The 25,537-nt window shown below is 61.8% G+C and carries 24 protein-coding genes; 11 read left to right on the forward strand and 13 right to left on the reverse strand.

The genetic code is table 11. The annotated features are described in order from the left end of the window. Positions 1 to 81 precede the first annotated feature (81 nt). From ccoN to ccoS, 8 genes are all read left to right on the forward strand, one after another. Positions 82 to 1,704, forward strand: coding sequence for a cytochrome-c oxidase, cbb3-type subunit I (ccoN, locus tag ATN84_RS23300; RefSeq protein WP_068884898.1), 1,623 nt, complete (start codon positions 82 to 84; stop codon positions 1,702 to 1,704). A gap of 11 nt (positions 1,705 to 1,715) precedes the next feature. After that, complete coding sequence (gene ccoO / locus ATN84_RS23305; RefSeq protein ID WP_068884899.1) at positions 1,716 to 2,447, forward strand: cytochrome-c oxidase, cbb3-type subunit II; 732 nt, start codon at positions 1,716 to 1,718, stop codon at positions 2,445 to 2,447. 11 nt (positions 2,448 to 2,458) lie between these two features. Further along, complete coding sequence (locus tag ATN84_RS23310) at positions 2,459 to 2,608, forward strand: CcoQ/FixQ family Cbb3-type cytochrome c oxidase assembly chaperone (RefSeq protein ID WP_068884900.1); 150 nt, start codon at positions 2,459 to 2,461, stop codon at positions 2,606 to 2,608. A 6-nt stretch (positions 2,609 to 2,614) separates the two neighbouring features. After that, a complete protein-coding gene (gene ccoP, locus ATN84_RS23315) occupies positions 2,615 to 3,538 on the forward strand; it encodes a cytochrome-c oxidase, cbb3-type subunit III (protein WP_068884901.1) in 924 nt (307 codons plus the stop codon). Positions 3,539 to 3,618: 80 nt separating this feature from the next. After that, entirely contained in the window at positions 3,619 to 5,214 is a 1,596-nt protein-coding gene (gene ccoG / locus ATN84_RS23320) for a cytochrome c oxidase accessory protein CcoG (protein WP_068884902.1), read from the forward strand. Then, positions 5,214 to 5,702, forward strand: a complete 489-nt coding sequence (locus ATN84_RS23325) for a FixH family protein (RefSeq protein ID WP_068884903.1) — start codon at positions 5,214 to 5,216, stop codon at positions 5,700 to 5,702. Before ccoG ends, ATN84_RS23325 begins: the two co-directional genes overlap by 1 nt. After that, positions 5,699 to 7,990 (forward strand): cation-translocating P-type ATPase, encoded by a 2,292-nt coding sequence (locus tag ATN84_RS23330; RefSeq protein ID WP_082766453.1) that lies wholly within the window; start codon positions 5,699 to 5,701, stop codon positions 7,988 to 7,990. Before ATN84_RS23325 ends, ATN84_RS23330 begins: the two co-directional genes overlap by 4 nt. Then, on the forward strand, positions 7,987 to 8,196 hold the full coding sequence (gene ccoS / locus ATN84_RS23335) for a cbb3-type cytochrome oxidase assembly protein CcoS (RefSeq protein ID WP_068884904.1): 210 nt from the start codon (positions 7,987 to 7,989) through the stop codon (positions 8,194 to 8,196). Before ATN84_RS23330 ends, ccoS begins: the two co-directional genes overlap by 4 nt. A gap of 49 nt (positions 8,197 to 8,245) precedes the next feature. On the opposite strand, the gene ATN84_RS23340 is transcribed toward ccoS, so the two are convergent. After that, on the reverse strand, positions 8,246 to 8,731 hold the full coding sequence (locus ATN84_RS23340; protein WP_068884905.1) for a hypothetical protein: 486 nt from the start codon (positions 8,729 to 8,731) through the stop codon (positions 8,246 to 8,248). A 247-nt stretch (positions 8,732 to 8,978) separates the two neighbouring features. Here ATN84_RS23340 and ATN84_RS23345 point away from each other — a divergent pair, with 247 nt between their 5' ends. Further along, positions 8,979 to 11,015 carry an acyltransferase family protein gene (locus ATN84_RS23345; protein WP_068884906.1) on the forward strand — a complete coding sequence of 679 codons (2,037 nt, stop codon included), beginning with the start codon at positions 8,979 to 8,981 and terminating at the stop codon, positions 11,013 to 11,015. Between the two features lie 9 nt (positions 11,016 to 11,024). Here the strand turns inward: ATN84_RS23345 and ATN84_RS23350 are convergent, their stop codons facing one another. From ATN84_RS23350 to ATN84_RS23375, 6 genes are read right to left on the reverse strand one after another with little or no spacing between them, the layout of a single operon-like run. Next, positions 11,025 to 12,308 carry a four-carbon acid sugar kinase family protein gene (locus ATN84_RS23350; protein WP_068884907.1) on the reverse strand — a complete coding sequence of 428 codons (1,284 nt, stop codon included), beginning with the start codon at positions 12,306 to 12,308 and terminating at the stop codon, positions 11,025 to 11,027. Further along, the gene (locus ATN84_RS23355; RefSeq protein ID WP_068884908.1) at positions 12,308 to 13,573 is read right to left on the reverse strand and encodes a ribulose-bisphosphate carboxylase large subunit family protein; all 1,266 of its coding nucleotides are present in this window, start codon (positions 13,571 to 13,573) and stop codon (positions 12,308 to 12,310) included. Before ATN84_RS23355 ends, ATN84_RS23350 begins: the two co-directional genes overlap by 1 nt. Before the next feature lie 7 nt (positions 13,574 to 13,580). Then, positions 13,581 to 14,120: a VOC family protein gene (locus ATN84_RS23360; RefSeq protein ID WP_068884909.1), complete on the reverse strand. Its 540-nt coding sequence runs from the start codon at positions 14,118 to 14,120 to the stop codon at positions 13,581 to 13,583. 10 nt (positions 14,121 to 14,130) lie between these two features. Then, positions 14,131 to 15,408, reverse strand: coding sequence for a TRAP transporter large permease (locus ATN84_RS23365; RefSeq protein ID WP_068884910.1), 1,278 nt, complete (start codon positions 15,406 to 15,408; stop codon positions 14,131 to 14,133). Continuing rightward, the gene (locus tag ATN84_RS23370; RefSeq protein WP_244491185.1) at positions 15,405 to 15,929 is read right to left on the reverse strand and encodes a TRAP transporter small permease; all 525 of its coding nucleotides are present in this window, start codon (positions 15,927 to 15,929) and stop codon (positions 15,405 to 15,407) included. Before ATN84_RS23370 ends, ATN84_RS23365 begins: the two co-directional genes overlap by 4 nt. A 23-nt stretch (positions 15,930 to 15,952) precedes the next feature. After that, positions 15,953 to 16,987 carry a TRAP transporter substrate-binding protein gene (locus ATN84_RS23375; protein ID WP_068884911.1) on the reverse strand — a complete coding sequence of 345 codons (1,035 nt, stop codon included), beginning with the start codon at positions 16,985 to 16,987 and terminating at the stop codon, positions 15,953 to 15,955. 161 nt (positions 16,988 to 17,148) lie between these two features. Here ATN84_RS23375 and ATN84_RS23380 point away from each other — a divergent pair, with 161 nt between their 5' ends. Continuing rightward, positions 17,149 to 18,231, forward strand: coding sequence for a LacI family DNA-binding transcriptional regulator (locus tag ATN84_RS23380; RefSeq protein ID WP_244491186.1), 1,083 nt, complete (start codon positions 17,149 to 17,151; stop codon positions 18,229 to 18,231). Between the two features lie 306 nt (positions 18,232 to 18,537). Next, the gene (locus ATN84_RS23385; protein ID WP_082766454.1) at positions 18,538 to 19,686 is read left to right on the forward strand and encodes a DUF2778 domain-containing protein; all 1,149 of its coding nucleotides are present in this window, start codon (positions 18,538 to 18,540) and stop codon (positions 19,684 to 19,686) included. Positions 19,687 to 19,698: 12 nt separating this feature from the next. Here the strand turns inward: ATN84_RS23385 and ATN84_RS23390 are convergent, their stop codons facing one another. From ATN84_RS23390 to ATN84_RS23415, 6 genes are read right to left on the reverse strand one after another with little or no spacing between them, the layout of a single operon-like run. Continuing rightward, complete coding sequence (locus ATN84_RS23390; protein WP_068884913.1) at positions 19,699 to 20,445, reverse strand: SDR family NAD(P)-dependent oxidoreductase; 747 nt, start codon at positions 20,443 to 20,445, stop codon at positions 19,699 to 19,701. Between the two features lie 14 nt (positions 20,446 to 20,459). Next, on the reverse strand, positions 20,460 to 21,551 hold the full coding sequence (locus ATN84_RS23395) for a glycerol dehydrogenase (RefSeq protein WP_082766455.1): 1,092 nt from the start codon (positions 21,549 to 21,551) through the stop codon (positions 20,460 to 20,462). Further along, complete coding sequence (locus tag ATN84_RS23400; RefSeq protein WP_068884914.1) at positions 21,542 to 22,315, reverse strand: SDR family NAD(P)-dependent oxidoreductase; 774 nt, start codon at positions 22,313 to 22,315, stop codon at positions 21,542 to 21,544. Before ATN84_RS23400 ends, ATN84_RS23395 begins: the two co-directional genes overlap by 10 nt. A 1-nt stretch (position 22,316) precedes the next feature. Further along, positions 22,317 to 23,000 carry an HAD family hydrolase gene (locus ATN84_RS23405; protein WP_068884915.1) on the reverse strand — a complete coding sequence of 228 codons (684 nt, stop codon included), beginning with the start codon at positions 22,998 to 23,000 and terminating at the stop codon, positions 22,317 to 22,319. Next, positions 22,997 to 24,499 (reverse strand): xylulokinase, encoded by a 1,503-nt coding sequence (locus ATN84_RS23410; protein ID WP_068884916.1) that lies wholly within the window; start codon positions 24,497 to 24,499, stop codon positions 22,997 to 22,999. The genes ATN84_RS23405 and ATN84_RS23410 overlap by 4 nt, the downstream gene beginning before the upstream one ends. A gap of 57 nt (positions 24,500 to 24,556) precedes the next feature. Beyond that, entirely contained in the window at positions 24,557 to 25,528 is a 972-nt protein-coding gene (locus tag ATN84_RS23415) for an ABC transporter permease (protein ID WP_068884917.1), read from the reverse strand. Positions 25,529 to 25,537: the final 9 nt, after the last annotated feature.

A 25,537-nucleotide genomic window follows, 5' to 3' on the forward strand; every position in this document is an offset into this window, starting at 1 on the left:
TAACAGTTGAGAACACCGCGACCGTTGTCGGTGATCTTGCTCATTGGGGGTGTCGAACCGCCATGCCTTGGGGACATATCCATGAACTACACATTTAAGCATTCGACTGAGATCGTGGCTCTCAGCATAGCCGCGTTCCTAGCGTTGCTCGGCGCGGCTTTCGCCCAGGACGATCTTTTCAAGGCGCATATGTGGGTGGCGTTCTTTACGCTGCTCGCGGGCACGGTTCTTCTGATGCGCCGCACCCAGATCGTTTCCACCAAGGCGGAAGCCGAGAGCTCCTTCTATATGGATGACGTGATCCGCTATGGCGCGATCACCACGATGTTCTGGGCTGTTGTCGGTCTGCTCGTCGGCGTCGTCGTTGCAGCCCAGCTCGCCTTCCCCGACCTCAACATCGAACCGTGGTTCAATTTCGGCCGGCTGCGCCCGCTGCACACCTCGGCGGTGGTCTTCGCCTTCGGCGGTAACGCACTGATCTGCACGTCCTTCTATGTCGTCCAGCGCACCTCGCGCGCGTGGCTCTTCGGCGGCGATCTCGCCTGGTTCGTCTTCTGGGGCTACCAGTTTTTCATCGTCATGGCGGCAACCGGCTATCTGCTTGGCATCACGCAGAGCCGCGAATATGCGGAGCCCGAATGGTATGTCGATGTCTGGCTCACCATTGTCTGGGTCGCCTATTTGATCGTGTTCCTCGGTACGATCTTCAAGCGCAAGGAACCACATATCTACGTCGCGAACTGGTTCTACCTGTCCTTCATCGTGACGATCGCGATGCTGCATCTCGTCAACAATCTGGCGATGCCGGTATCATTGCTCGGCGCAAAGAGCTATTCGGCCTTTTCCGGTGTGCAGGATGCGCTGACGCAATGGTGGTATGGGCATAATGCGGTCGGCTTCTTCCTGACCGCCGGCTTCCTCGGGATGATGTATTATTTCGTCCCCAAGCAGGCCGGGCGGCCGGTCTACAGCTACCGCCTGTCGATCATCCACTTCTGGGCGCTGATCTTCCTCTACATCTGGGCGGGCCCGCATCACCTGCACTACACCGCCCTTCCCGACTGGGCGCAGACGCTCGGCATGGTGTTCTCGATCATGCTGTGGATGCCGTCGTGGGGCGGTATGATCAATGGCCTGATGACGCTCTCCGGCGCCTGGGACAAGCTGCGCACGGATCCGATCATCCGCATGATGGTGATTTCGATCGCCTTCTACGGCATGTCGACCTTCGAGGGCCCGATGATGTCGATCAAGGCCGTCAACTCGCTGTCGCATTATACGGACTGGACTATCGGCCACGTCCATTCGGGCGCGCTCGGCTGGGTCGGCATGATCTCCTTCGGCGCCCTCTACTATCTGGTGCCGAAGCTCTGGGGCCGCGAACGGCTCTATTCGCTCCGCCTCATAAACTGGCACTTCTGGCTGGCGACGCTCGGCATCGTGGTCTACGCCGCAGTCATGTGGGTGGCGGGCATCCAGCAGGGCTTGATGTGGCGCGAATACGATGAACAGGGCTTCCTGGTCTACTCGTTCGCCGAATCCGTCGCCGTGATGAAACCCTATTACATCATGCGTGCCTTCGGCGGTCTCCTCTATCTCTCCGGAGCGCTCATCATGGCCTGGAACCTGGCAATGACCATCGCTGGACGCGAGCGCGCCGAACGGCCGATCGCAACCAGCATGGCCGTTCAACCTGCAGAATAAGGAATAAAACCGTGAGTCTTCTAGACAAACACCAGATACTTGAAAAGAACGCGACCCTGCTTCTTGTCGGATCGCTCCTGGTCGTCACGGTCGGCGGCATCGTCGAAATCGCCCCCTTGTTCTATTTGGAGAACACGATCGAAAAGGTAGAGGGAATGCGGCCGTATACACCGCTGGAGCTCACCGGGCGCAACATCTACATCCGTGAGGGTTGTTATACCTGCCACAGCCAGATGATCCGCCCCTTCCGCGATGAGGTCGAGCGTTACGGAAATTACAGCCTGGCGGCTGAATCCATGTACGACCATCCTTTCCAGTGGGGGTCCAAGCGCACAGGACCGGACCTCGCGCGCGTCGGCGGCCGCTATTCCAACGAATGGCATGTCCAGCACCTGGCCGATCCGCGCTCCGTCGTGCCGGAATCGATCATGCCGAGCTATGCCTTCCTGAAGAGCGCGCCGCTCGACATCAAGAACATCCAGGCCAATCTCGTGGCCAATGTGAAGGTCGGCGTGCCCTATAGCGATGAAATGCTGGCCAACGCCGAGGCGGATCTCAAGGCGCAGGCGAATCCCGACGCGGATACCTCCGACTTGCAGGCACGCTATCCGAAAGCGGTCGTAGGCGATTTCGACGGCAATCCAAAGGCCGTAACCGAAATGGATGCGCTCGTTGCCTACCTCCAGATGCTCGGCACGCTGGTCGATTTCTCGACCTATGACGAAGCCGCCGGTTACCGTTGAGGGAGGGCGCCATGGATTATCACATAATGCGCCAATTCGCCGACAGCTGGGGCCTGCTCGCCATGGTGATTTTCTTCGTGGGGGCCGTCCTTTTCACCTTCCGCCCAGGCAGCCGGAAGCTGGCAGACGATGCTGCGCGCGTCCCGTTGAAAGAGGACTGAAACAAAATGGACGATGCAAGACATATCGATGGAAAACGTATCGATGAAAAAACCGGCGTCGAGACGACCGGCCATTTCTGGGACGGCATCCAGGAACTGAACAATCCCCTACCCCGCTGGTGGCTGTGGACGTTCTACGCCACCATCATCTGGGCCATCGGATATACGATTATGTATCCAGCCTGGCCGATGCTGACCAGCGCCACCGGGGGATATCTCGGTTATTCCAGCCGAGCCGAGGTGCGCGACGAACTTGCAACGGCCGAGGCCGCCCGCGGCAGCCTCGTGGAGGCGGTCAGGAGCGAGGACGTGGCGCAGATCGTCGCCAATCCCGTGCTCAAGCAGTTTGCAATCTCCGCCGGCGCCGCCGCATTCAAGGTCAATTGCGTCCAGTGTCACGGTTCCGGCGCGCAAGGCAGCGCGGGCTATCCGAACCTGAACGATGACGACTGGCTGTGGGGCGGTGATATCGAGTCGATCTACACCACGATCAACCATGGCGTCCGCTATGCGGCGGACGAGGAAACCCGGCAGTCGGAAATGCCCTCCTTCGATGGCGTCCTGACACCCGACCAGATGGCGGATGTCGCCGCCTATGTTGTCAGCCTCTCCGGTACTCCGAAGTTCCCGGACAAGGTCGAGGCCGGCGCGACCCTGTTCGCCGAGAACTGTGCCTCGTGCCATGGCAGCGACGCCAAGGCGGCGAAGGGCGTCGATGCCGAAGCCGTCAAGGATCTGGGCGCCCCCGATCTTGCGGACGCGATCTGGCTCTATGGTTCGGGCGAAAATGCCGTCGTGCAGCAGATGATGCATCCAAGGAACGGCGTGATGCCGGCCTGGGGCGCGCGTCTTGGCAACACCACGGTCAAGGAACTGGCTGTCTACGTCCACTCGCTCGGCGGGGGGCAGACGGTGGCGGCCGGACAGTAGCCGGACCGACCGGAAGCGCAAACTCACGAAACTGGGCCCTGCCGGCGGAATTTTGGCCGGCAGGGCAATTTAGCGGAAGAATGGAACGGACCGTGACGGTCAACGTGCGAGAAGTGCAAGAAAGCGGGAACGAAGCGATCGAACGGGTCGACGCCGAGGCTGTCAACTCGGCCAAGGTCCGGCAGCCGCTCTATGCTGCCCGAAAGAAGATCCATCCGAAAAGGGCATCCGGCGCATTCCGGCAGTTCAAATGGCTGGTGATGGCCATCACGCTGGGCATCTATTACCTGACGCCGTGGATACGGTGGGATCGGGGTCCCTATGCTCCCGACCAGGCCATCCTGGTCGATATCGCCAACCGGCGCTTCTATTTTTTCTCCATTGAGATCTGGCCACAGGAATTCATCCTGATCGCCGGCCTCCTCGTGATGGCGGGCGCCGGGCTGTTCCTCATCACCTCCGTGGCCGGGCGCGCATGGTGCGGTTATACCTGCCCACAGACCGTTTGGGTGGACCTTTTCCTCGTGGTCGAACGTGCCGTCGAGGGCGACCGTAACGCACGTATCAAGCTCGACCAGACGCCCTGGACGTTGGACAAGATCACCAAGAAGCTCGTCAAGCACCTGATCTGGATCGCCATCGGCTTTTTCACCGGCGGTGCGTGGATTTTCTATTTCGCCGATGCGCCGACCCTCGCCAGGGATTTCACCCTCGGACAGGCCGCGCCCATCGCATATTTCACCGTCGTGATCCTGACTTTCACCACCTATGTCTTCGGCGGCTTCATGCGGGAGCAGGTGTGCACCTATATGTGCCCGTGGCCACGCATTCAGGCGGCGATGCTCGATGAGGATTCGCTCACCGTCACCTACAACGCCTGGCGCGGCGAGCCCCGTTCAAGAGGTGCCAAGAAGAGCGTCGCGGCTGGAAAGCTGGTTGGCGATTGCGTTGATTGCAACGCCTGCGTTGCTGTCTGTCCACAGGGTATCGACATTCGCGACGGCCAGCAGCTTGAATGCATCACCTGCGCGCTGTGCATCGACGCCTGCGACGGCGTTATGGACAAGCTCGGCAAGGAGCGCGGCCTGATCTCCTACACGACGCTTCTCGACTACCAGCACAACATGGACATTGCCACCGTCGGCGGGACGAAGCCGATCAACCCGGCTCTTGTCCGCACAGCCGAGGGCAAGCTGACGGAAGAGGTGAAGAATTTCCGCCTGGGTCACATCTTCCGGCCGCGTACCGCAGTCTATTTCTCACTCTGGGTCCTCGTCGGCATCGGCATTCTCACCATGCTGATGAGCAGAGGACGGCTGGAACTCAACGTCCTCCACGATCGCAATCCGCAGTTTGTAACGCTATCCGACGGCTCGATCCGCAACGGCTACACGGTCAAGATCCTCAACATGATCCCGGAGCCTCGCGCGTTCACCATGTCGATCGACGGATTGCCGGATGCGACCATGTCCGCTCCGGATATCGCGGAGGCTTCCGACGGGAAGGTCTCGGTCGAGGCCGAGCCCGATCGCGTCCGCACCTTCAAGGTCTTCGTGGCGGTGCCTGCCGGCTCGCTCGACGAGGAAATTACCCCGTTCGAGTTTCATGTCGTCGATAAGGACGGCATGGAGAGCGCCGTCTACAAAACCACCTTCAGTGCACCGGAGAAGAAGTGATGTCGAGTTCTGCCCCTCGTGAATTCACCGGCCGCCACATGTTGATTGTGCTTGCCCTGTTTTTCGGGACGATCATTGCCGTCAACGTGACCATGGCCGTCTATGCGAATACGAGCTGGACCGGCCTTGTCGTCAAGAACTCCTATGTCGCAAGCCAGGAATTCAACGAGAAGGCGGCACTTGGCCGGGCCCAATCCGCGCTTGGCTGGCGCGGCACCGTCACCTACCGAGACGGCAGGCTCAGCTACAGCCTGGCCAATGCCGAGGGCGCGCCGGTGACGCTGACGAGCGTGAAGGTAACGCTGCGGCGCCCGGCCTATGAAGCCGAGGACATGACGGTGGAACTCCAGCCCCATGGCAACGCTTTTTCCACTCCGGTCGCCGTGCGGGACGGGATCTGGATCATCGACGTCGAGGCCGGGATCTCCGGTCGGGCACCTTACCACGATATCTCGCGCCACCATATCACGAATGGAACCCTGCAATGAGCTGCTGCGCGCCTGGCCTCGAACCGAACGCCGTTCTGGGCGAGGGACCTTCTTCGGAAGAGCTTCTGCTCGCAAGCCGCGCACTTGGCAACGGACTGCGCCAGATCGACCTCTCCGTCCCGGACGTCCATTGCGGCGCATGCATCCAGACCATCGAACAGGCGATGGCCAAGCTCGATAATGTGGAGAGCGCGCGCGTCAACCTCTCGACGAAACGGCTCATGGTGCGCTGGCGTGAGGACAAAGCGCCACCACCGGTCGCCGCCACGCTCCGCAAGCTCGGCTATGCGTCCCACCTTTTTGATAACGATGCGGGAGAGGACAAGACTTTTTCGGAACTCATCCGGGCGCTGGCGGTGGCGGGTTTCGCCGCGAGCAATATCATGCTTATGTCGGTGTCGGTATGGTCGGGCGCGGAAGCGGCGACCCGCGATATGTTCCACTGGATATCGGCCATGATCGCGGCCCCCGCCCTCGTCTATTCGGGCCGTGTCTTCTTCCGCTCGGCCTGGGGTGCGCTGCGCGGCGGGCACATGAACATGGATGTGCCGATCTCGCTCGCCGTGACGCTCGCCTTCGCGATGAGCCTCTACGAGACCATCAACCATGGCAGGCATGCTTATTTCGACGCTTCGGTCTCGCTGCTCTTCTTTCTGCTCATCGGCCGCACGCTCGATCATATGATGCGCGAGCGGGCACGCTCCGCCGTCGTTGGCCTGTCGCGGCTCGTGCCGCGCGGAGCGCTCATCGTCACGGAAACCGGGGAACGGGAATACAGGCCCATTTCAGAAATCAGGGAGGGCACTAGGCTCATTCTGACGACCGGCGAGCGATCTCCGGTGGATGCCCGCGTCGAGGAAGGCTCATCCGAGCTCGACTGCTCCATCGTATCGGGCGAAAGCGCACCGCAGGCGGTCCACCAGGGCTCGATCATCCGGGCGGGAATGCTCAATCTGACCGCTCCGCTGACGCTTTCAGCAATTGCGACGGCGAATGAATCCTTCCTCGCCGACATGGTACGACTGATGGAGGCCGCCGAGGGCGGGAGGGCCCGCTATCGGCGTATCGCGGACCGTGCCTCCCAGATCTATTCGCCTGTCGTGCACATCATCGCCTTTCTCTCCGCGCTTGGCTGGATCGTGACCACGGGCGACTGGTACCGCGCCATCTTCATTGCCATCGCCGTTCTCATCATCACCTGCCCGTGCGCGCTGGGGCTCGCCGTGCCGATGGTGCAAGTCATGGCGGCCCGCAGGCTTTTCGAGAACGGCATCATGGTCAAGGACGGTTCCGGACTGGAACGTTTGGCGGATGCCGACACGATCGTCTTCGACAAGACGGGAACGCTGACCCTCGGCCAGCCGCAATTGACGAATTCGCACGATGTCGATCCCGAAATGCTGGCGCAGGCGGCCCTGATAGCCTCTTACTCCAGCCACCCGCTGGCAAAGGCATTGGCACAGGCGGCGAAGGGGATCAGGAGCAAGGCCGCGCGGTTCGAACATTTCAAGGAAGTGCCGGGCTGCGGCCTGGTGGCCGTTTCGGGCGATGCGACCTGGCGGCTCGGACGGCGTGAGTGGGCGGCGGAAGGTAACGCTGGCGCGGCCGATGCGCCCCATGGCGGACCGGAAACCGTTCTTTCCCTGAACGGCCGCATCGTGGCGGCCTTCCGCTTCGACGACCGGGTGCGCAAAGACGCGGCCGAGACGGTGGCCGAGCTCAAGAACAGCGGCATCGATATCGAAATCATTTCGGGCGACCGCTATGACGCGGCCGCTGAACTCGCCACCCGGCTCGGCGTCCCGGCCTTCACTGCAGGCGCCCTCCCGGGCGAGAAGGTAACGCGCATCGCAACCCTCGCGCAGCATGGCCACAAGGTACTGATGGTCGGTGATGGGCTCAACGACGCGCCCGCCCTGGCAGCGGCGCACGTCTCCATGGCGCCGGCGACCGCCGCCGATATCGGGCGCAACGCCGCCGATTTTGTCTTCCTGCGGGAGAGTCTCGGCGCCGTACCGTTCGCCATGGAAGTCTCGCGTCAGGCGAAGACGCTCATCCGGCAGAATTTCGTTCTCGCCATCGGTTATAATTTTCTCGCCGTGCCGATCGCGGTCATGGGTTATGTGACGCCGCTCGTCGCCGCGCTCGCCATGTCGTTCTCATCGATCATCGTGGTCGCCAATGCCATGCGGCTCAGGGTGAAGGCGGCGCCCCAGAAGGGCGCGACAGCTTTGGCTGGGCTGGCTGCGATTTTTGCGGGACATATGTTGCAAAGGTCTTCCAAATGACCAATCTCGTTGTCCTGATCCCCATCGCGCTTTTTCTCGGAGTTCTCGGCCTGGTGGCGTTCCTCTGGTCGCTGAAAAACGGCCAATATGACGATCTCGACGGGGCTGCGGAACGCATCCTGCTCGACGATCCCGCAGAAAAGACCTCCGATGCGGTCTACCGCGGAACCATGAAGCTGGACAACCGCCTGCCAGCGGGAGAATAATGACCTGTCCAAATCTCGGTCGTGACAATCTTTGACATATGTCGACTGGTTACAGGCACGCGCCCTCAGAATTGTTTATGCCGTGAAGCGACGCACGCCAGAAGATATAACCACTGGCTGCGCCACTGATCCCCAATCCCGCCGCATAAACGGCGGCGGCCTGATGAAAGGGATCCGAAACTGTCACGAGAACTGCCATCACGCCTGTCAATGCTCCACCTATGACATAGGCGGCCGGCCCGGGAATCCCTCGCCAACGGCAAAACGCCGTTAACGCCAATGCCGGAAGGAAAGCCGTGGCGGCAGTTATCGCCGTCATTATGATCAGGGATTCAACGAAACTATCCATGGGAGCCAATGCGTCTCCCGCGAGAAAACGTTCGCTGCCAATGAAAAACCATTGAGCGGTATACCAATAGAAAAGATCGATGACGGCCTGAACAGACGAGGCGATCGCAAGACCAAAAGCGAAATGCTTTGCCAGCGTGGGCCATGCCGGCGATCTCTCCGAAATATCTCTTCTGTAGGAGGGCATGGTTTTTTGTTATCATCTGATGAATTTCGCGGATATGGCGGGCCGACATACTGCATCCGGACCGATCAGGGCAATAATCAATCTCTGTCAATACATTAACCGGATCACATATTCGATCGACCGATAGCAATTCGTGTTCCCAACTGGCGACTGCTCCGGCGCCGCTTTGTTGCATTGCAGCACGACGCTGCCTATGGTTGGCTTCCTCAAGGGCGGGCTTGCCACCAATTGAGAGGTCGACGATCGCATGAGCGCCATCATCGCCGAACCGAAATCTTTTCGCCCCGACATCGAAGGATTGCGCGCCCTCGCGGTTCTGGGGGTGATCGCCTTCCATTTCGGCGTCACCGACCTGCCGGGCGGCTTTGTCGGGGTCGACGTCTTTTTCGTCATCTCGGGCTATCTCATCACAAAGCATCTCCTCCAGGAGATAGACCGGCGCGGCACGGTCGATCTCCTGACCTTTTATGCCAGGCGTGCCCGTCGACTGCTCCCCGCGTCCATCTTCGTCATTCTGGTTACACTGTTCGCCGGCTATTTCATTCTGGCGCCGTCGGAGCAGCAGCTTTATTCGAAAGGCGCGTTGTTTGCTTCCACCTACGTCATCAATCTGTGGCTGATCCGCTGGTCTCTCGACTATTTCGCCCCGGATGCAAGCAACAATCCCTTCATCCATTTCTGGTCACTGTCGGTCGAGGAGCAGTTCTATCTGGTCTGGCCGGCGCTCCTCCTGCTCCTCGTCCGGGTGCGGGCTGACAGGCGCAGTCTCTTCATCATGATGGCCGGCATCGCCGCCATTTCCTTCGCAGCTTGCGCTTGGCTTACGGACGTCTCGCAACCTTGGGCCTTCTATTTCTCACCGTTCCGTGCCTGGGAATTCGCGCTCGGCGGCCTTGCGGCAATGACGTTGTCGGAGAGCTGGGCGAAGCGTTCCGCCATCTCGCCTCTACTGGGCTGGGCCGGCCTTGCCCTGATCCTGGGAACCTACCTGACGGTTTCGGAAGAAGACCCCTTCCCCGGTTTCATCGCGCTGGCACCGGCAATGGGAACGGTGATGGTGCTTCTGAGCGGCATGCGCGAAAGCCGCGTGGCGCCAAAGAATATTCTCGCGATGGCGCCCTTTCAGTGGACGGGAAAACTCTCCTATTCCCTCTATCTCTGGCATTGGCCGGTGATCGTTTATGCAGCGATGCTGATGCCCGACATGAGCATCGTGCAGCGCCTCGCATGCCTGGCATTGACCTTCGTTCTATCGATCATCAGCTATCACCTCGTCGAAAACCCCATCCGCAGGAATGCCTGGCTCGTCGCCGGCACCGGCCGTTCCATCGGGCTCGCCGCGATCCTCACCGTGAGCGGCGCTGCATTGGCCTATGGCAACGCCAAATTCGCGGGCCGTAATTTCAATCCTGAACAGCAGCTGATCGCTACAAGCGCCGAACGCTCATCAAGCGTACGGCAGACCGATGAAAGCTGTGTCGCCGATCTCGAGACGGTCAAGCCGAGGCCTTGCGTGTTCGGGGCATCCATGTCGGATAAGACCGTCGTCCTCTTCGGGGATTCCCATGCGGATCACTGGTCGACACCGCTGATCGAGATCGCCAAGAAGGAGGGCTTCCGCCTCATCACCTATATGAAGTCCTCCTGCCGCGCGACACGGATGACGACATACAATATCAAGCTCAGACGCGATTATACGGAGTGCGATGATTGGCGGGAGCAGGCGATAAAGGAGATCATCGCGATGAAGCCGCAAATGGTCATCGTCTCGCAGCTTTCGATCAGTCACTTGGACGAGGAAATCAGCGACCCCTCCGAATATCCGCTTCGCAAGCAGCAATGGGCCGAGGGCATAACATCGACGGCGGAGGAACTCAGCGATGTCGGCATCGACGTCGTCTACCTCCGTGATGTCCCAACCCATAAATCCTATATCGACAAATGTGTCGCGCGCGCGCTGTGGCAAAAACGAGAGCCGTCGGTCTGCGACACGCCGCGCGCCGAAGCAATGGATGATGCGGATGCAAAGACGGAGAGGGAAATCATCGCGCGCGTCGAGAATGCACGCTATGTCGACATGACCGATCTCTTCTGCAGCGAGACAACATGCCAGGCGATGATCGACGGCAAGCTGACCTTCCGCGACAGGCACCATATCGCGACACCTTACGCTGCATCCCTGGCAGCGCCGATGGAACGGGCGGTCTTTGAAAACCAGATGGCGCACATCCAGAACGGCAGGACCAATGCGGCAAAAGACAGAGCCGTCCCGATGGCTCGATAGATGTGGCTTCTATGTCGTGGTCATGAACCGATCGAAGACCGTTTCAGACCCTACCTGCCCGCCCTTGAGCATCAGCCGTGTGCCATCACGCTGGGGATCGGCGGAACGTGCGGTGCAGATTGCAACACCGTCATCGAGCTGATTTTCGAAGGCAAGGCTCGAGAAACCGAGACGGCGGACGAGAATGCTCGACGTATCGCCGCCGGCAATGCCCAGGGCACGCACCGCCTGCCTGTCGAGAATGGCCGCCGCGAGGTTAGCCAGTTTGCGCGCGAGATCGGCACCGTTCAGGCCATAATCCTCGTCGGGGACGAGATGAGCGAGAACATTATCTCCCGCCGCGAGCGCCTCGACACAGTGCGCAATAAACCGCTGGCGTATCGTTTCGTGCGAAAGGTCCATCGGGCGGATCGGCATGCGCTTGAAACCCAGGGCCGCCCGCACCTGGGCGGCGGTTATTTCGGAACGGCTGCCGGCGATAACGAGACAAGGACCGTCCTTGCCCTTCTTTCTGCTCGTCGATGATTGCGCGACCCGCGGAGCCTCTCCTGCCGTTAAAGCTTCCGCCACGCTGCTCGCGCCGATGACCAGCAACGGTCTGCCGTCATTTCCGAAATGCACCAAGGCGCTGCCGATCGTGGCGAGATGTGCCTGGCTGCAGGCGTCGAATAGGATGTGCCGCTCCCCCGCACGCATCAGGTCTTCCAGATGCGCCGCCAATGCTGTCGGCGCCGCCTTTATCACCGGCAGCGCTATGAGTCTCAGGTCTTCCAGTCCCTGCTTTGCGAGGTGGTGGCGCAGATCCGCCTCCGTCATCGGTGTGACCGGATGATTGCGCATGACCGGGTGGCGGTCTATCCGATGAACCTGCCCGTGCGGGCCACGGGCGAAGAGATTGCCAAAAGCACAATAGCGGCCGAGGCTCGGCTGACCGCCGACGACCGCCACGAGTGCGGGAGCCAGATGATGCTCAAGGACACTGACCGCCCTTCCGATGCTGCCGATATCAGGGCTGGAATCGAATGTGGAGCAAACCTTGTAGTGGAGAATACGTGGCGAAAGCACCTTCAGCACTGGCGCCAGCGCATCAAGCCCGGCGGCGATGGCATCCGGAGCAAGTGCGCGAAACTCGGTGGCAAAGCCGATCGCGTCCAGATTTTCCTTGGCAATGGCTCCGGGATCCGGCGGGGCGAGGAACAGGCGCACACGCCGGCCAGCGCGGGCGAGCGTCGCCAGCGTATCGGATGCGCCGGTGAAATCATCGCCGATGAAGACATAGTTGACGCTCACCATCAGCCTCCGAAGAAGCCAAGGGCGCGACGCAGCTCCGGCCGGTCCCTGGCCGCCTCACCAAGCGAGAGGCCCGAGGCAATCGCTTCATAAGCCTGGCGGAGGCCCTTCACCCCGGCGGCAGGCCCATCCGGATGGGCGAGAATGCCGCCGCCGGCCAGGAACATGAAGTCGGCCGAGCCGACGGCCCGATGCGTTACGGGCAGCGTGCCCGCCCATTGCCCGGAGGAGAAAACAGGCAGCACCGCATCCGCATCATCCACCGCATCCGCGGCAAGCGGCTTCAGGCAGCGGCGGGCGGCGGAGGCCACCTCCTCGGCGGAATCAGAGAACTTGCCGCCGATGCCGTGAACATGCAAATGATCGATGCCGGCAAGACGATAGAGAGCCTGATAGGCATCAAAGCCGATGCCCAGGGCAGGATGCCGCGCAAAGGCGCCGAAGCCGTTGCGATGACCATGCAGGGCGAGCGGGGTAGCGCGGCGCAGACTTTGCAGGGCCGAGAGGCCGCACCAGTTGAGGCTCGCCATCACGCAAGCGCCCCCTTCCCTTTCCACGAGCTCCGCGTGCCGGCGCATGGCGTCGGTCTCGTCTGTGATGTTGAAAGCCACCATGACGTCACGGCCACTCGCTTCCCGATAGGCGCGGACCTTGCGCATCACCACTGGCACCCGTTCGGCAAGAGGCGCATGGTCCGGATCTGCGCAGACCTCGTCATCCTTGATGAGATCGACCCCCGCCTCGCAGAGAAGTCCCACCAGATCGGCGATTTCGGATGCCCGCATGCCGACATTCGGCTTGATAATGGTGCCAAAGAACGGACGATCCTCGACATTGAGCCGGCGGCGCGTTCCATCGACGCCAAGACGCGGCCGCTCGAAACGCGCGCGATAGGCCTCCGACAGCGCAACATCGGTGAGCCGTAGCCCCGTCACCTCTCCGAGATCATAGAGATTGCCGGCGAGCGTCGCCGCAAGTGTCGGCAGGTTGGCGCCGATATTGGCGGTGGGAAAGGCGATTTTCACCTTCGCCCGCCGGTATGGACCGGCAATGCCCTTGCGCTCGAGATAGGCGCTGGCGAGGCTCGGTTGTGCCACAGGCTCCAGCTCCTCGACCGAAAGCACTTCGGCGGCGGCGCGCTCGCGCAGTTCATCCGTCTCTCCCGCGACGCGGACGAAAGTGCCGCTCGATTGCTCGCCAGCCATGATCGCCGCCACCTTCTCAGGCTCCAGCGGCGTCTCGATCAGGTAATGCGCCTCTATCCTCATCGCCGCCTCACAGGGTGGAAAGATCGGGGAACGGGCGCACCGGATCCGCGCCGTCCCAACCCTCGGATGACTGGCGGATCAGGTCGAACAGCCGGCCTTTCGGCCCCATCACCTCCGATAGCTCGATCACCGTGCCGGGATGCGCTTCCCGGTCGAAATAGACGAAACGGCCATTGGCACCCACCTTGCCGCTCATCTTCTGGCCGAAACCCTCGGCTTCCATACGGGTGAGATCGGCATCGTAATCCGTCGTCCAGTAGGCGACGTGCTGCAGCCCCCTGCGGCCGGCGCGCAGGAAATCGCGATACATCGAGGGCGCGTCGTTGCGTGTCTGGATCAGCTCCACCTGCAGGGGACCGCTGTTGGCGAGCGCGACGGAATTGTGGACCTCATAAGACTTACCGTCGTAGCGGTAATCCTCGATCGGCACCCGGGGATTATAGAACCAGGGGCCGACGCCCATGACCGAGTGCCAATGGGCCATCGCAGCCTCGATATCGTCCACCACATAGCCGAGCTGGCGGATCGCGCCCAGAAATCTGCTCATATTCGAATTCCTATTGCATCATGAGTCTTGGGAGCCAGGTCGAAATCGCGGGAACTGCGGAGACGACCAGCAGCGAAAGAAGAAGCGGTATCAGGAAGGGCAGCACGCCACGGATCACCGCATGCACCGGCATCTTGGCGACGATCGACACCATGTAGAGGCTCATGCCGATCGGCGGGGTGAGCAGGCCGATCATCAGGTTGAGCACGAAGACGATGCCGAGCTGCAGGGGATCGACACCCGCCGCGTGGAGCGCGGGAGCGACGATCGGCGCGATGATCAGGATGGCGGCGATCGATTCCAGCACCATGCCGACGACAAGCAGCAATATGTTGACCAGAAGCAGCAGAATGAAAGGATCGTCGGAGAGGCCGAGCAGGAATGCGCCTGCCTTGGCTGGTACGCGGTCGAGGGTGAGCACCCAGGCGAAGACGGCCGCCGCCGCGACGATGAAAAGGATGCTGGCGGTCGCCTCCACCGTCTCGCGCAGGCTTTCCCAGACCTTTTGCGGCGTCAGCGTGCGGTAGACGGCAAAGCCGATCAGGAGGGCATAGGCAACGGTGATGCCCGCCACTTCGGTAGGACCGAACCAACCGCTCAGAAGGCCACCGATGAGGAGCACGGGCGTAAGCAGCGCCGGGAAGGAGACGAACGCTTTCCTCGCCACTGCACGCAGGGACGGGCTGACCACATCGCGCGGCAAATCGTAGAGACGCGCGATGATTGCGACCTGGACCATCAGGAAGAGCGTGATCAGAAGCGCCGGAACGATGCCGGCGATCAGAAGCTGCACGGCGGAAACATTGGCCACGCTCGCATAGATGATGATGGGGATGGAGGGCGGGAAGATCGGCCCGATGGTGGCGGCGGCGATGGTGATGCCGGCGGCGAAGTTCTTCTTGTAGCCCTGGCCGGTCATCTGGTCGATCTGGATCTTGCCCAGCGCCCCGATATCGGCAAGGGCAGCGCCCGAGACGCCCGAGAAGATGAGGCTGACGAGGATGGAGACCTGGGCTACCGCGCCACGGATGCGACCGACGAGGAGGCGCACGAGATCAAAGATGTGGGTCGTCACCCCCATCGCGTTCAAAAGGCTTGCAGCGAGGATGAACAAGGGAACGGCGAGCAGCGGTGTGGAATCGAGCGCATTGACCGTGCGCTGGGCCAGCACATTGATAGGCAATCCATAGACGGCGATCACCACCGCTGAGGAAAGCCCGAGCGAGACGGCGACCGGCGCGCCGGCCACGAGCGTGACGGCGAAGACGAGAAGAAGGACGAGACTCATGATGCTGCACTGTCCTCCGGCATGTCAGCGCTCTGGGTGAAAAGCCCGGCAAGGCGGAGGAGCGAAATCATGAGAAGCAATATGAAACCCAAGAGCGCTGGCGCGTAGAACAGCCAGTTGGATATGCCGATGGCAGGTGTTGCGAACTTTCCGGCACGCGACAGGAAAGACTGGAAGCCATAGAGGGTCAGCAGGCAAAAGGCCGATATCGCGATCTCGATGAAGGCGAGCACATAGCGCCGAAGGTGCTGCGGCAGCATCATCGGCACGAGATCGACCGCCACGTGCTGCCCGCGCAGGGCGAGGAGCGGGACGGAGAGGAAAACGAGCGCAATGCCGCTGAAGCGCGCAAGTTCATCCGCCCATGGCATGCCGAGATTGAAGATGTTGCGGCCGACGACCTGAGTGACGATGAGCAAAGCCATCAGGGCGAGCAGAAAAATCGCCATGGTGCGGCAGGCAAGCGAGACCGCTTTCAAGCCTCCGCCAGCCGTCCTGACAACGGAACCGATACGCATCATATTGCTCTTCGATCAACGCTCACTTAGCTGATCGCCCTGATTTTCTCATAGAGCGCGCCGTATTTCTCGCCGAAGCGCTCCTGTACGAGCTTGTCGACGGACGCGCGGAAGGCATCGATCTTGAGACCTTCCTCGGGGCCGATCACAGTCATGCCGAGATCACGCAGTGCCCGGGTATCCTTCTCCTCATTCTCCTGGATCGCCTTGGTGGCGCGTTCGCGGATTTCGACCGCGGCTTTCGTCACGGCCTCCTTGTGCTCATCGGAAAGCCCCTGCCAGGCGTCCTCGTTCATGACGACCACCTCGGCATTGGACATGTGTCCCGTCAGCATGAGGTGCGACTGCACCTCGTAGAGCTTGACGTTGAGGATGACATTCACAGGGTTTTCCTGGCCGGCGACGACACCGGTCGCAAGCGCGGTCGGCACTTCCGACCAGTCGACCGGGACGGCCGCAGCTCCAAGCCCCTCGACGGCGGTCGTATAGATCGGGAACGGAACGGCGCGGATCTTCTCGCCGGCAAGATCGGCCGGCGAATAGACCGCCTTATTGGCCGTCAGATTGCGACGGCCAAAATAATGCGCATAGATCACGCGCACATTGGCCGCCTTGATCAGCCCCTCGTTCAACTCCTGCATCACCGGGGAACTGACGTCCACCACCTTCATGAGATGGTCGACATCGCGATAGAGATAGGGCGTGTCGAGAGCGGCGAAGGGCTCATAGAGCGAGCCAATGCCACCGGCCGTGTTATGTGAGAAGGCGATCGTGCCGAGTGAAACGGCTTCCGCCAGTTCCTGCAGCTTGCCCAGCTGCGAGGACGGGAAAACCTCGACGGCAAGATCGCCGCCGGAATATTTGGCGACCGCTTCGGCGAACCAGTCGGCCTGCGCGCCGGCAACGCTCGCCGGCTCGTTGTTGTGGCCATAGCGCAGCGTCACCGACTGCGCCAGCGAGGGGCCGGAAAGCATGGCGGCGGCGCTGGCGCCAAGGCCCAGCGCGAGCGCCGTCCGGCGACTGACAGGGCGTCCGCCAAGGTGTATTGAATTCCGGTTCATCGAATCCTCCCATGACATGTTCTGACGTTTTTAAGGCGGCGGCCCATCCGGTCTCCTCCCCGGGTCGCTGCCTACTTGACACAAGGCTAGGAACTCGCATGCTTCTGGTCAAATGAGAAAATTTGAGGTTTTTTGAGGTGTCATCAGATCAGGGGAACAACTTGCCGGCACCGCTCATGGCCGATATCGCCGAAGCGGCACAGGTTTCGCTGGCGACGGTCGACCGGGTGCTGAACAGGCGCAAGGGCGTGAAGGCGCGAACCGTCGAGCGCGTGCTCCAGGTCGCTTTCGATCTCGGTTATGTCAGCGAGGCGGATCACGCGCGGCTCGTTCATCCGCGCCCGCCGAACGTCGTCTTCCTGCTGCCGATGGGCGGCAACCCCTATTTGAGGCTGTTCGGCGACAAGGTTCGCGCCATCGCCCAGTCGAAATCGCGCGATGAACCGCAGGTGCGGTGCTATTTCATCGAGAGTTTCGATGCCGGCGCGCTTGCCTCAGCCATCCGCCACCATGCCGGCTGGGCCGACGGCATCGCCTTCATGGCGATCGACCATCCGCTGGTGCGCGAGGCGGTCGAAGAGGTCTCGGCCGCCGGCAAGCGCATCGTCACCATCGTCTCCGACCTGCAGCATTCGCTGCGCGACGCCTATGTCGGCCTCGACAACCAGGCTGCCGGGCGCACCGCCGGCTATCTGCTCGGCCGGTTCTGCCACCGGCCCATGGGCAGCGTCGCCCTGGTGGCGGGGAGCCGCAACTACCGCGCCCACGCCGAGCGGGAAATGGGTTTTCTCGGCCTGATCGAGGAACTCTATCCCGGCTTGAAAGTCATCGGCATGCGCGAGGGGCATGACGACCGCGACGAGAATTATCGTCTCACGCTTTCGCTTCTCGAGCAGAACCGCGATCTCGTCGGCATCTACAATGTCGGCGGCTCGTCCGACGGCATCGGCCGGGCATTGCGGGAAAAGAACCTGTCCGGAGAGATGGTTTTCATTGGACACGGGCTGACGGCGGATACAAGGCGGCTCCTCATCGACGGCACCATGGACGCGGTGATCAATTCCGATCCAGACGTGCTGCTGGCGACCACGCTACGGCTCTTCAGCGACCTCCAGCGCGGCGGTATTTCCAACCCGTCACTGCTGCCGCCGGTCAAGATGGACATCATCTTCCGCGAGAACATTCCACCCGTTCAATCCGTCGCCGGCGGCGCCGCAACAAGGCGCGGCAGGCACCCGTTTTGAACCCTCTCACAGCCAGACATTCGGCGCTCCGACAGTCCTTCTCCAGCATCGAGAAGGCAAGGCTCAAATATTTTATGCGCTGAAAAGCAAAATTTAACCATATTTGGCCATCTTTTCTCAATCATACGGGTCAAACTGAGGGAAATCCGGAAATCACGCAGTAGCGGTCGCTCGCCGGCCTGAAGATCTTTGCGGGATTTCGGCTTTGTAAGCGTTGTGAGTAAAACTGTTCGTGTACAATCCTTGCGCAGTTTCCTGCGTCCGCTGCTGATAACGATCCTCGGCGCCACTTTAGCGGGTGGAGCCATGTGGTCGGTGGCCGGCATGGTCGCGATGACCAGCACTCTTTCTTACGGTTCAGGTTCGTTTTTGCCCAAGCCGCAGCTCTACTCCTTCGAGAAGATGAAGGTGCAACGGCCGGATGAGCAGGCCATGAAGGACAAGGCGCTGAAGTTCATCGCGGCTCTGGAGGCGTCCGTTGCGCCCGTGAGCGTTGCTGGCGGCAAAGTCGCCCGCCACCCTGGTCGACCCGATTCCGCCAAGCCGCAGAACCTCATGGCAGAGGTTGGCAAACCCGCCGCGGAGCGGTTTGGGCCGCGCGCACCCGGCTCGACCGGCCAACCCCAGAACTTGCTGGCCTATGCGGCTCCTGTTCCGGGGGCCGCGGCTGGCGCCGCCCTGTCTACCTGGCTGGCGGCGTCATTGCGGGAAAAGTCCGCCGCATCGCAGGATGCAGATACCGACACGGACGAGGACGTGGCCGCCCTGCCCGGCTTCGACGGCAATGCTTCCGACATTCCTCTGCCGCAGCTTCGCCCGCGTGGCGAGGAAGGTCGCCGGCTCGCCGCAGAAATGGCGGAATCCGCCGTCCAGCCGGTCGAAGAGCCGCCGCGGCCGAAAGCCTCCCCCGAACGCGAGACCTCGAAGCCGCAGATGCTCGCTTACGCACGTCCGGACAACCCTACGGAGAGGGCGAAAGGCGGCGGTTTCGGCAAAACGCTGCGCGATCTGTTCGGAGGCAGCCCCAAGCCGGGAAACGGCGTGGCGGTCTATGATATCAGCGCCGCGAAGGTCTATATGCCCGACGGCAGCGTGCTCGAGGCCCATTCCGGCATCGGCAAGATGGCCGATAACCCGCGTTACGTCCACGTCAAGATGAACGGCCCTACCCCGCCTCATACCTATAATCTCAGGATGCGCGAAAAGCGCTTTCATGGCGTGGAGGCCATCCGCATGCTGCCCGTGGACGGCAAGAACAAATATGGCCGCGACGGCTTCCTGACCCACAGCTATCTGCTGCGCGGCAGGGAGGCGCAGTCCCACGGATGCGTCGCATTCAAGGACTATGACCGGTTCCTGAAAGCCTTCAAGCAGGGCAAGGTCAAGCAGCTCGTCGTGGTGCCGAGCCGGGGAGAGGCGACCATGCGCCTCGTCTCCAACGGCCGGAGCCTCTGAGGAGCCGATATTCTATCCAACGTGATAGCCGCCATCGACCGGCAGCGTTACGCCGGTCACGAATGCGGCCGCCGGCGACGCCAGGAACAGCACCGGGCCGACGAGATCTTCCGTCGTCCCCCACCGTTTCAGGGCCGAACGGTCGCTGATTTTCTTTTCGCTGTCAGGAACCGACCAGAGCGGTTTCGTCATTTCGGTGCGGTGATAACCCGGCGCGATCGCATTCACCCGAACCCCCTCACGCCCATATTTATGGGCAAGCGCCCGGGTGAGACCGACAATGCCTGTTTTGCTTGCGGTATAGGCGGGCACCGTCTCGTCCGCCAGATAGCTCAGCATCGAGGCGACATTGACGATGCTGCCTTTGGCTTCCTTCAACAGCGGAAAGGATTCCCGCGACAGCCGCATGGCGCTGGAGAGGTTGATGTCCATGACATCCATGAAGGTTTCCTCCTCCCACTCGGCATCCGGCCGTGCCACGCCCTGGCAGTTTACCAGAACATCCAGCCGCTTAAGGCCGGAGAAGAAAGTGGTGACTGCCTGCTTGTCGCGGACATCCAGACGCTGGAATGAGATGCCGCCCCGCTCCTCGGCCTTCGCGGTGGCGAGCCGCCTTTCGGAACTGCCCGTGGCGATCACCGTCGCACCGGCCTCGGCAAAACCCTTGGCGAGCGAAAGGCCGATACCACTGGTGCCGCCGGAGACGACCACCGTATTGCCGGAGAACAGTCCGGGCCTGAAAGCCTTTACTTCCTTCATCCTATCCTCCACTCTTAAACCAGTGCTTCAAGCACTCTGACGACCATCTCTTGGGTCACCGGCATGGGCTCGTTATGGATGATCTCGCCCGCCCGGCAAGCGCGTCTGGCGACGATGGACAGTTTTTCCGGCGTCGCATCGACAATGCCGATATCAGCAAGCTTCGTCGGCAGGCGGACGGAAAGACAGAACCGCCGCACCCGCTCATATTCGTCGTCCAAATCATGCAGCTTCAGCCCGGCGAGCACGCCGATCGCCACTTTCTCGCCATGCAGGTGATGGTGTACGTCGTCGAGCTCGCAGAGCCCATGATGGATGGCATGAGCCGCCGCAACGCCACCGGATTCAAAGCCGATGCCCGATAAGAGGATGTTCGCCTCGACCACGCGTTCGAGCGCCGGCCCCGCATTCTTCGTATCGCATTCCTGCAAAGCCGCCGGCCCGAATTCAAAGATCGTATCGCGGCAGAAGCGCGCAACTTCATAGGCGAGCGGCACGCCCGGCATCTTCATGCAGTTGAAAGCCCCGCTGCGGCGGCAGGAATCGGCCTCGTACCAGGTGGCAAGAGCATCACCAATGCCCGCGGCCAGGAAACGAGCTGGCGCCCTGGCGATGAGGGCGGTATCGACCATGACGAGATCGGGATTGCTCGGGAGGAACGTATCGTAGGCGACCGTGCCATCCTCGTTATAGACCACTGCAAGTGCACTGCAGGGCGCATCCGAAGCAGCAATGGTGGGAAAGACGATGACGGGCAACGCCACATCGCGCGCGGCCGCTTTCGCGGTATCGAGCGCCTTGCCGCCCCCTGCCCCGATAATGACTGAGGCGCCCGCCGCCTTTGCGGCATCAGCGAGAGATACGATCGCTATTTCCGAACACTCGCCGCCATGGCGGACGATCTCGACCGCCGGTCCTTCTGCGAAGGCGGCTTCAATATCGGCCTTCAGCAGATCAAAAATGCCATTGTCGAGCAGAACGATCGCATTGTCGCCGAAAGCCTTCGCCTCAGCGCCGAGCCGCGCGATAACGCCGGGGCCCTGGATATAGCGGCCGGGAAACCGCGCGCCGCGCACCATACCCGCCTGATCCGCCTTCACCAGCATACGTAACCTCCATCGGCCAGCACGATTGAGCCGGTCAGAAGGCTCGCCGCATCACTCGCCAGAAACAGGATGACCGAGGCCACCTCGTCGGTGCGGCCAAGCCGGTTCATCGGCGTGCCGCCGACCCAGTGGCGGTACATCTCCTCGTCTTCATAAACGTATTTGTTCATCTCGGTGTCGATATAGGTCGGCGCGACCGAATTGACGCGCACGCCGCGTGCACCCCATTCGGCGGCAAGCGACTTCGTCAGATGATGGACCGCGGCCTTCGAGGCGTTGTAGTTCGCCTGCTCCTGCGGCCGGTTGACAATGAAGCCCGACATCGACCCGACATTGACGATCGAGCCGACGCCCTGCTTCAGCATCGTGTTGCCGAAGGCACGGCAGCACCAGAAAACGCCGTTGAGATTGACATCGATCACCTTACTCCAGACCTCGTCGGCCATGGTCTCGGCCGGATGATTGGAGATGGCGATGCCGGCATTGTTGACAAGCACGTCGATCCTGCCATGGCGGGCGAGAATGGCATCATGCACCGCTTGGACGGCCTTGACATCCGTCACATCGAGCACTTCGCCATCGACCGGATAGCCCTTCCCTTTCAGCACATCGGTCGCGCCGGCGAGCAAATCCGGGTTCATGTCGGTGAGCACGACGGTCGCGCCGGCCTCGGCGAGCGCTTCCGCGGTCGCAAGACCGATGCCGCGCGCGGCACCCGTGATGACGGCAATCCTGCCGGTGAGCTTGAACTTGTCGAGATACATGTCAGGCGATCCTTGAGACGGATACGGTTTCGAACGAACTGGAAAGAAGCGGCCGGAGCGTCGCTACGAGATCATGCGGATCGGCATTGATGGTTCCGACGGGAAAGACGATGTCGGGGCGATGCGGCTCCGGCCAGCCGATCACGGTCATACCCGCCGCGAGACCGGCGCTGGCGCCGGGTGCGCTGTCTTCCACCACAATGCAGGCGGCAGGCTCGACACCGAGCAGCCAGGCGGCGCGCAGATAGGGCTCCGGATGCGGTTTGCCGGAACGCACGTCATTGCGCGTGACGCTGACGAGGCCCGGCGTCTGCAGGTCGACGGCGGTGAGATTGGCATCGGCGAGTATCCGGTCCGAATTCGAGACGATGGCCATGGCGGCACCGGAGGACCGGACGAGCCCCAGAACCGCTTGCGCACCCTCCCGCATCCGCAGCACGCGCGCCCTTTCGATATAAAGGGCGTATTTCCGCGCCACAAAATCATCGAGCGGCGGTGCGAAGCCGATCATCTCCGCCAGCAAGGCGTGGCAGTCGCCGATCGTTCTGCCTGTAACGCGTTCGGCATAGCCGTCGGGCACTGCGTAGCCGAAGCTTTCGACAGCGGCCGCCAGCGTCTCGAAATGCAGGACTTCGCTGTCGATCAGCGTTCCGTCCATATCGAAGAGAACGGCTTTGTTGCTCATGACGACAGCCGGTCCAGATCATCATAAAGCGATTGGCTATGGAAATAGAGTTTTTCGAAGAAGGCCTGCATCGGCCGGTAGACCTCGGCCCAGGCCGGATCGGGCATGACCTCCTCCGCATAGGTTACATAGGCTTCCGCCGCATCCTCGACGGTGGAATAAAGCCCAGTCGCCGCTGCCGCCATTGCCGCGCAGCCGACAATGCCGCATTCGGCTTCGGCGGGAACGAGGATCGGAATGCCGTAGACACTGGCCTTGATCTTCATCCAGAGCTTGGTCCTTGCCCCGCCGCCCGAGGCGATCACGCGCTGCAGCGGTGTCCCGGAAATACCGTCGAGGATGTCGATATGGCGCTTCACGGCGAAGGCCACGCCTTCCAGCACCGCCCGGTGCATGTGGGCGAGCCCGTGCGCCGCACCGATACCGAAGAACTGGGCGCGCGCATTGCGGTGGTCGCCAAGCCGCTCACCGGCGAGATAGGGCATGAAGAAGAGACGGTCGCAGCCCGCCGGCGCCTCGGCCGCCTTGGCCACGATATCCTCATAGCTCACCTGCTTCTCATGAAAGGCGCGCCGTGCCCAGCGCATGGCGTCGCCACCGGATTCAAGCAGCATGAAGGCACCCCAATTGCCTTCGACGGTGCCGACATTGGAAACCACAGCATTGAGCAGCGGCTTTTCGGCGATTGCCGTGATGATGGCGGAGGTGCCCATCACCTCCGAGCCGATGCCTGGCCGGCAGACGCCGGAGCCAAGCAGCGCCACAGGATAATCTCCGCCGCCGACAAGCACCGGCGTGCCTTCGCGCACGCCCGTCTGGCGTGCCGCCTCCGCTGTGACATGCCCCAGAATCTCGACAGGATTGCGCAATGGCGCGAGCTTCGCCCGATCGAGACCAAGCAGGCCGATCATCCGGTCGGACCATTCGCCGGTGCGCGGATCCATCAGGAAGCTCGCGCCGCCCTCGGTGCGGTCCATGGTGATTTCGCCGGTGAGCCTGAGATTGATCCAGTCCTTGGGCATCAGCACCGCCGCTGTCCTGCGCCAGGCTTCCGGGTCCATGTCGCGCAGCCATTGCAGCTTGAAGCCCGGCCAGGCCGGGGCTGCCGGATTAGCGCTGTCGGCAAGATAGGTCTCCGGCCGATGCGCCTTTTCGAACGCCTTCACATGGGCGACGGTGCGCTTGTCGTTCCAGAGCGGCGCCGTATCGCGTGCAAGATTTCCGCGATCGTCGACGAGCACCGTGCCGTGCATCTGGCCACAGGTCGCGACGGCGGAAATGCGCCCCCGCGCATCCGGCTCCTTTGAAAGCAGGTCGCGGATCGCGGCAACGACCCCGTTCCACCAGTCCGCCGGCCGCTGCTCGGACCAGCCGAACTGCGGCACAATCTGCTCGTGCTCCCGCGCGCTGATCGCCAGAACCTTGCCGCGCTGGTTGACGAGAGCGGCACGCACGCTGCCGGTCCCGACGTCGATGGTGAGAAACAGTTCTTCGGACATGGATCTCCCTACTCCGCCTCCTCCGTGACCTGATCACAGGCCGGCATGGCCAGGTTCTTAACGACGCAGCCAGTTGGACGCGTATTGCAGGAGCATGGCGCCGATGATGATGCAACCCATGAAGACCTGCTGATGATAGCCGGGCACGCGGGCAAGATTCATCATGTTCGCGATGATACCGAGCACGATCACGCCGATGAAGGTATTGAAGGCGCCGCCGCGTCCGCCCATCAGGCTTGCGCCGCCGATGACGACGGCGGCGATGGCGTCGAGCTCCGCTCCCACGCTGATATTCGCCGAGCCGACGCCAGTGCGGCTTGCCGAGACGATGCCGGCGGCGGAGGCGAGAACGCCGGAAATCACATAGACAGACATCGTGTACCAGGCGACCGGGATGCCGGAGAGCCGCACCGCCTCGACATTCGAGCCGATCGCCTTCACCAGGCGGCCATAGCGGGTGAACATCAAAACTGTTCCCGCAACGAGGAAGACAACGGCCATCAGGATGACGGGGTATGGAATGCCCGCAAGGGCGCCCGAACCGAAGGCGGTGATCACGGCGCCTCCGTCGCCCATGACGATCGGCTGGCCGGCGGAGATAATCAGCGAAAGACCGCGCGCAACGGTCATCATGGCCAAGGTGGTGACGAAGGGCGGCAATTTCAGAAATGCGACGAGCACGCCGGACACGAGGCCGCAGCCGGCACCCGCAAGGAGGGTCGCGGCGATGGAAAGACCCGGCCCATATTGCTGGATGAGGATCGCCGAAAGCACGCTGCCGAGCGCCGCGACGGAGCCGACCGAAAGGTCGATACCGCGCGTCAGGATGACGAAGAGCATGCCGATCGCCATGAGGCTGGTGCCGGAGATCTGGCGCAGCACGTTGATAATGTTGCGCTCCGTCAGGAACACGTCCGACATGCTGGCCGCCACGATGACGAGCGCCACAAGGATCGCGATCGTGCCGTAGCGCTGCAGGATCTGGCTGATGTTCAGCGACGGGCGGGCGGTTTCGGTAACGTCTGTCATGGCGGTACT

Origin of the sequence: Paramesorhizobium deserti, from assembly GCF_001558695.1 — a bacterium.
Lineage (GTDB): Bacteria > Pseudomonadota > Alphaproteobacteria > Rhizobiales > Rhizobiaceae > Paramesorhizobium > Paramesorhizobium deserti.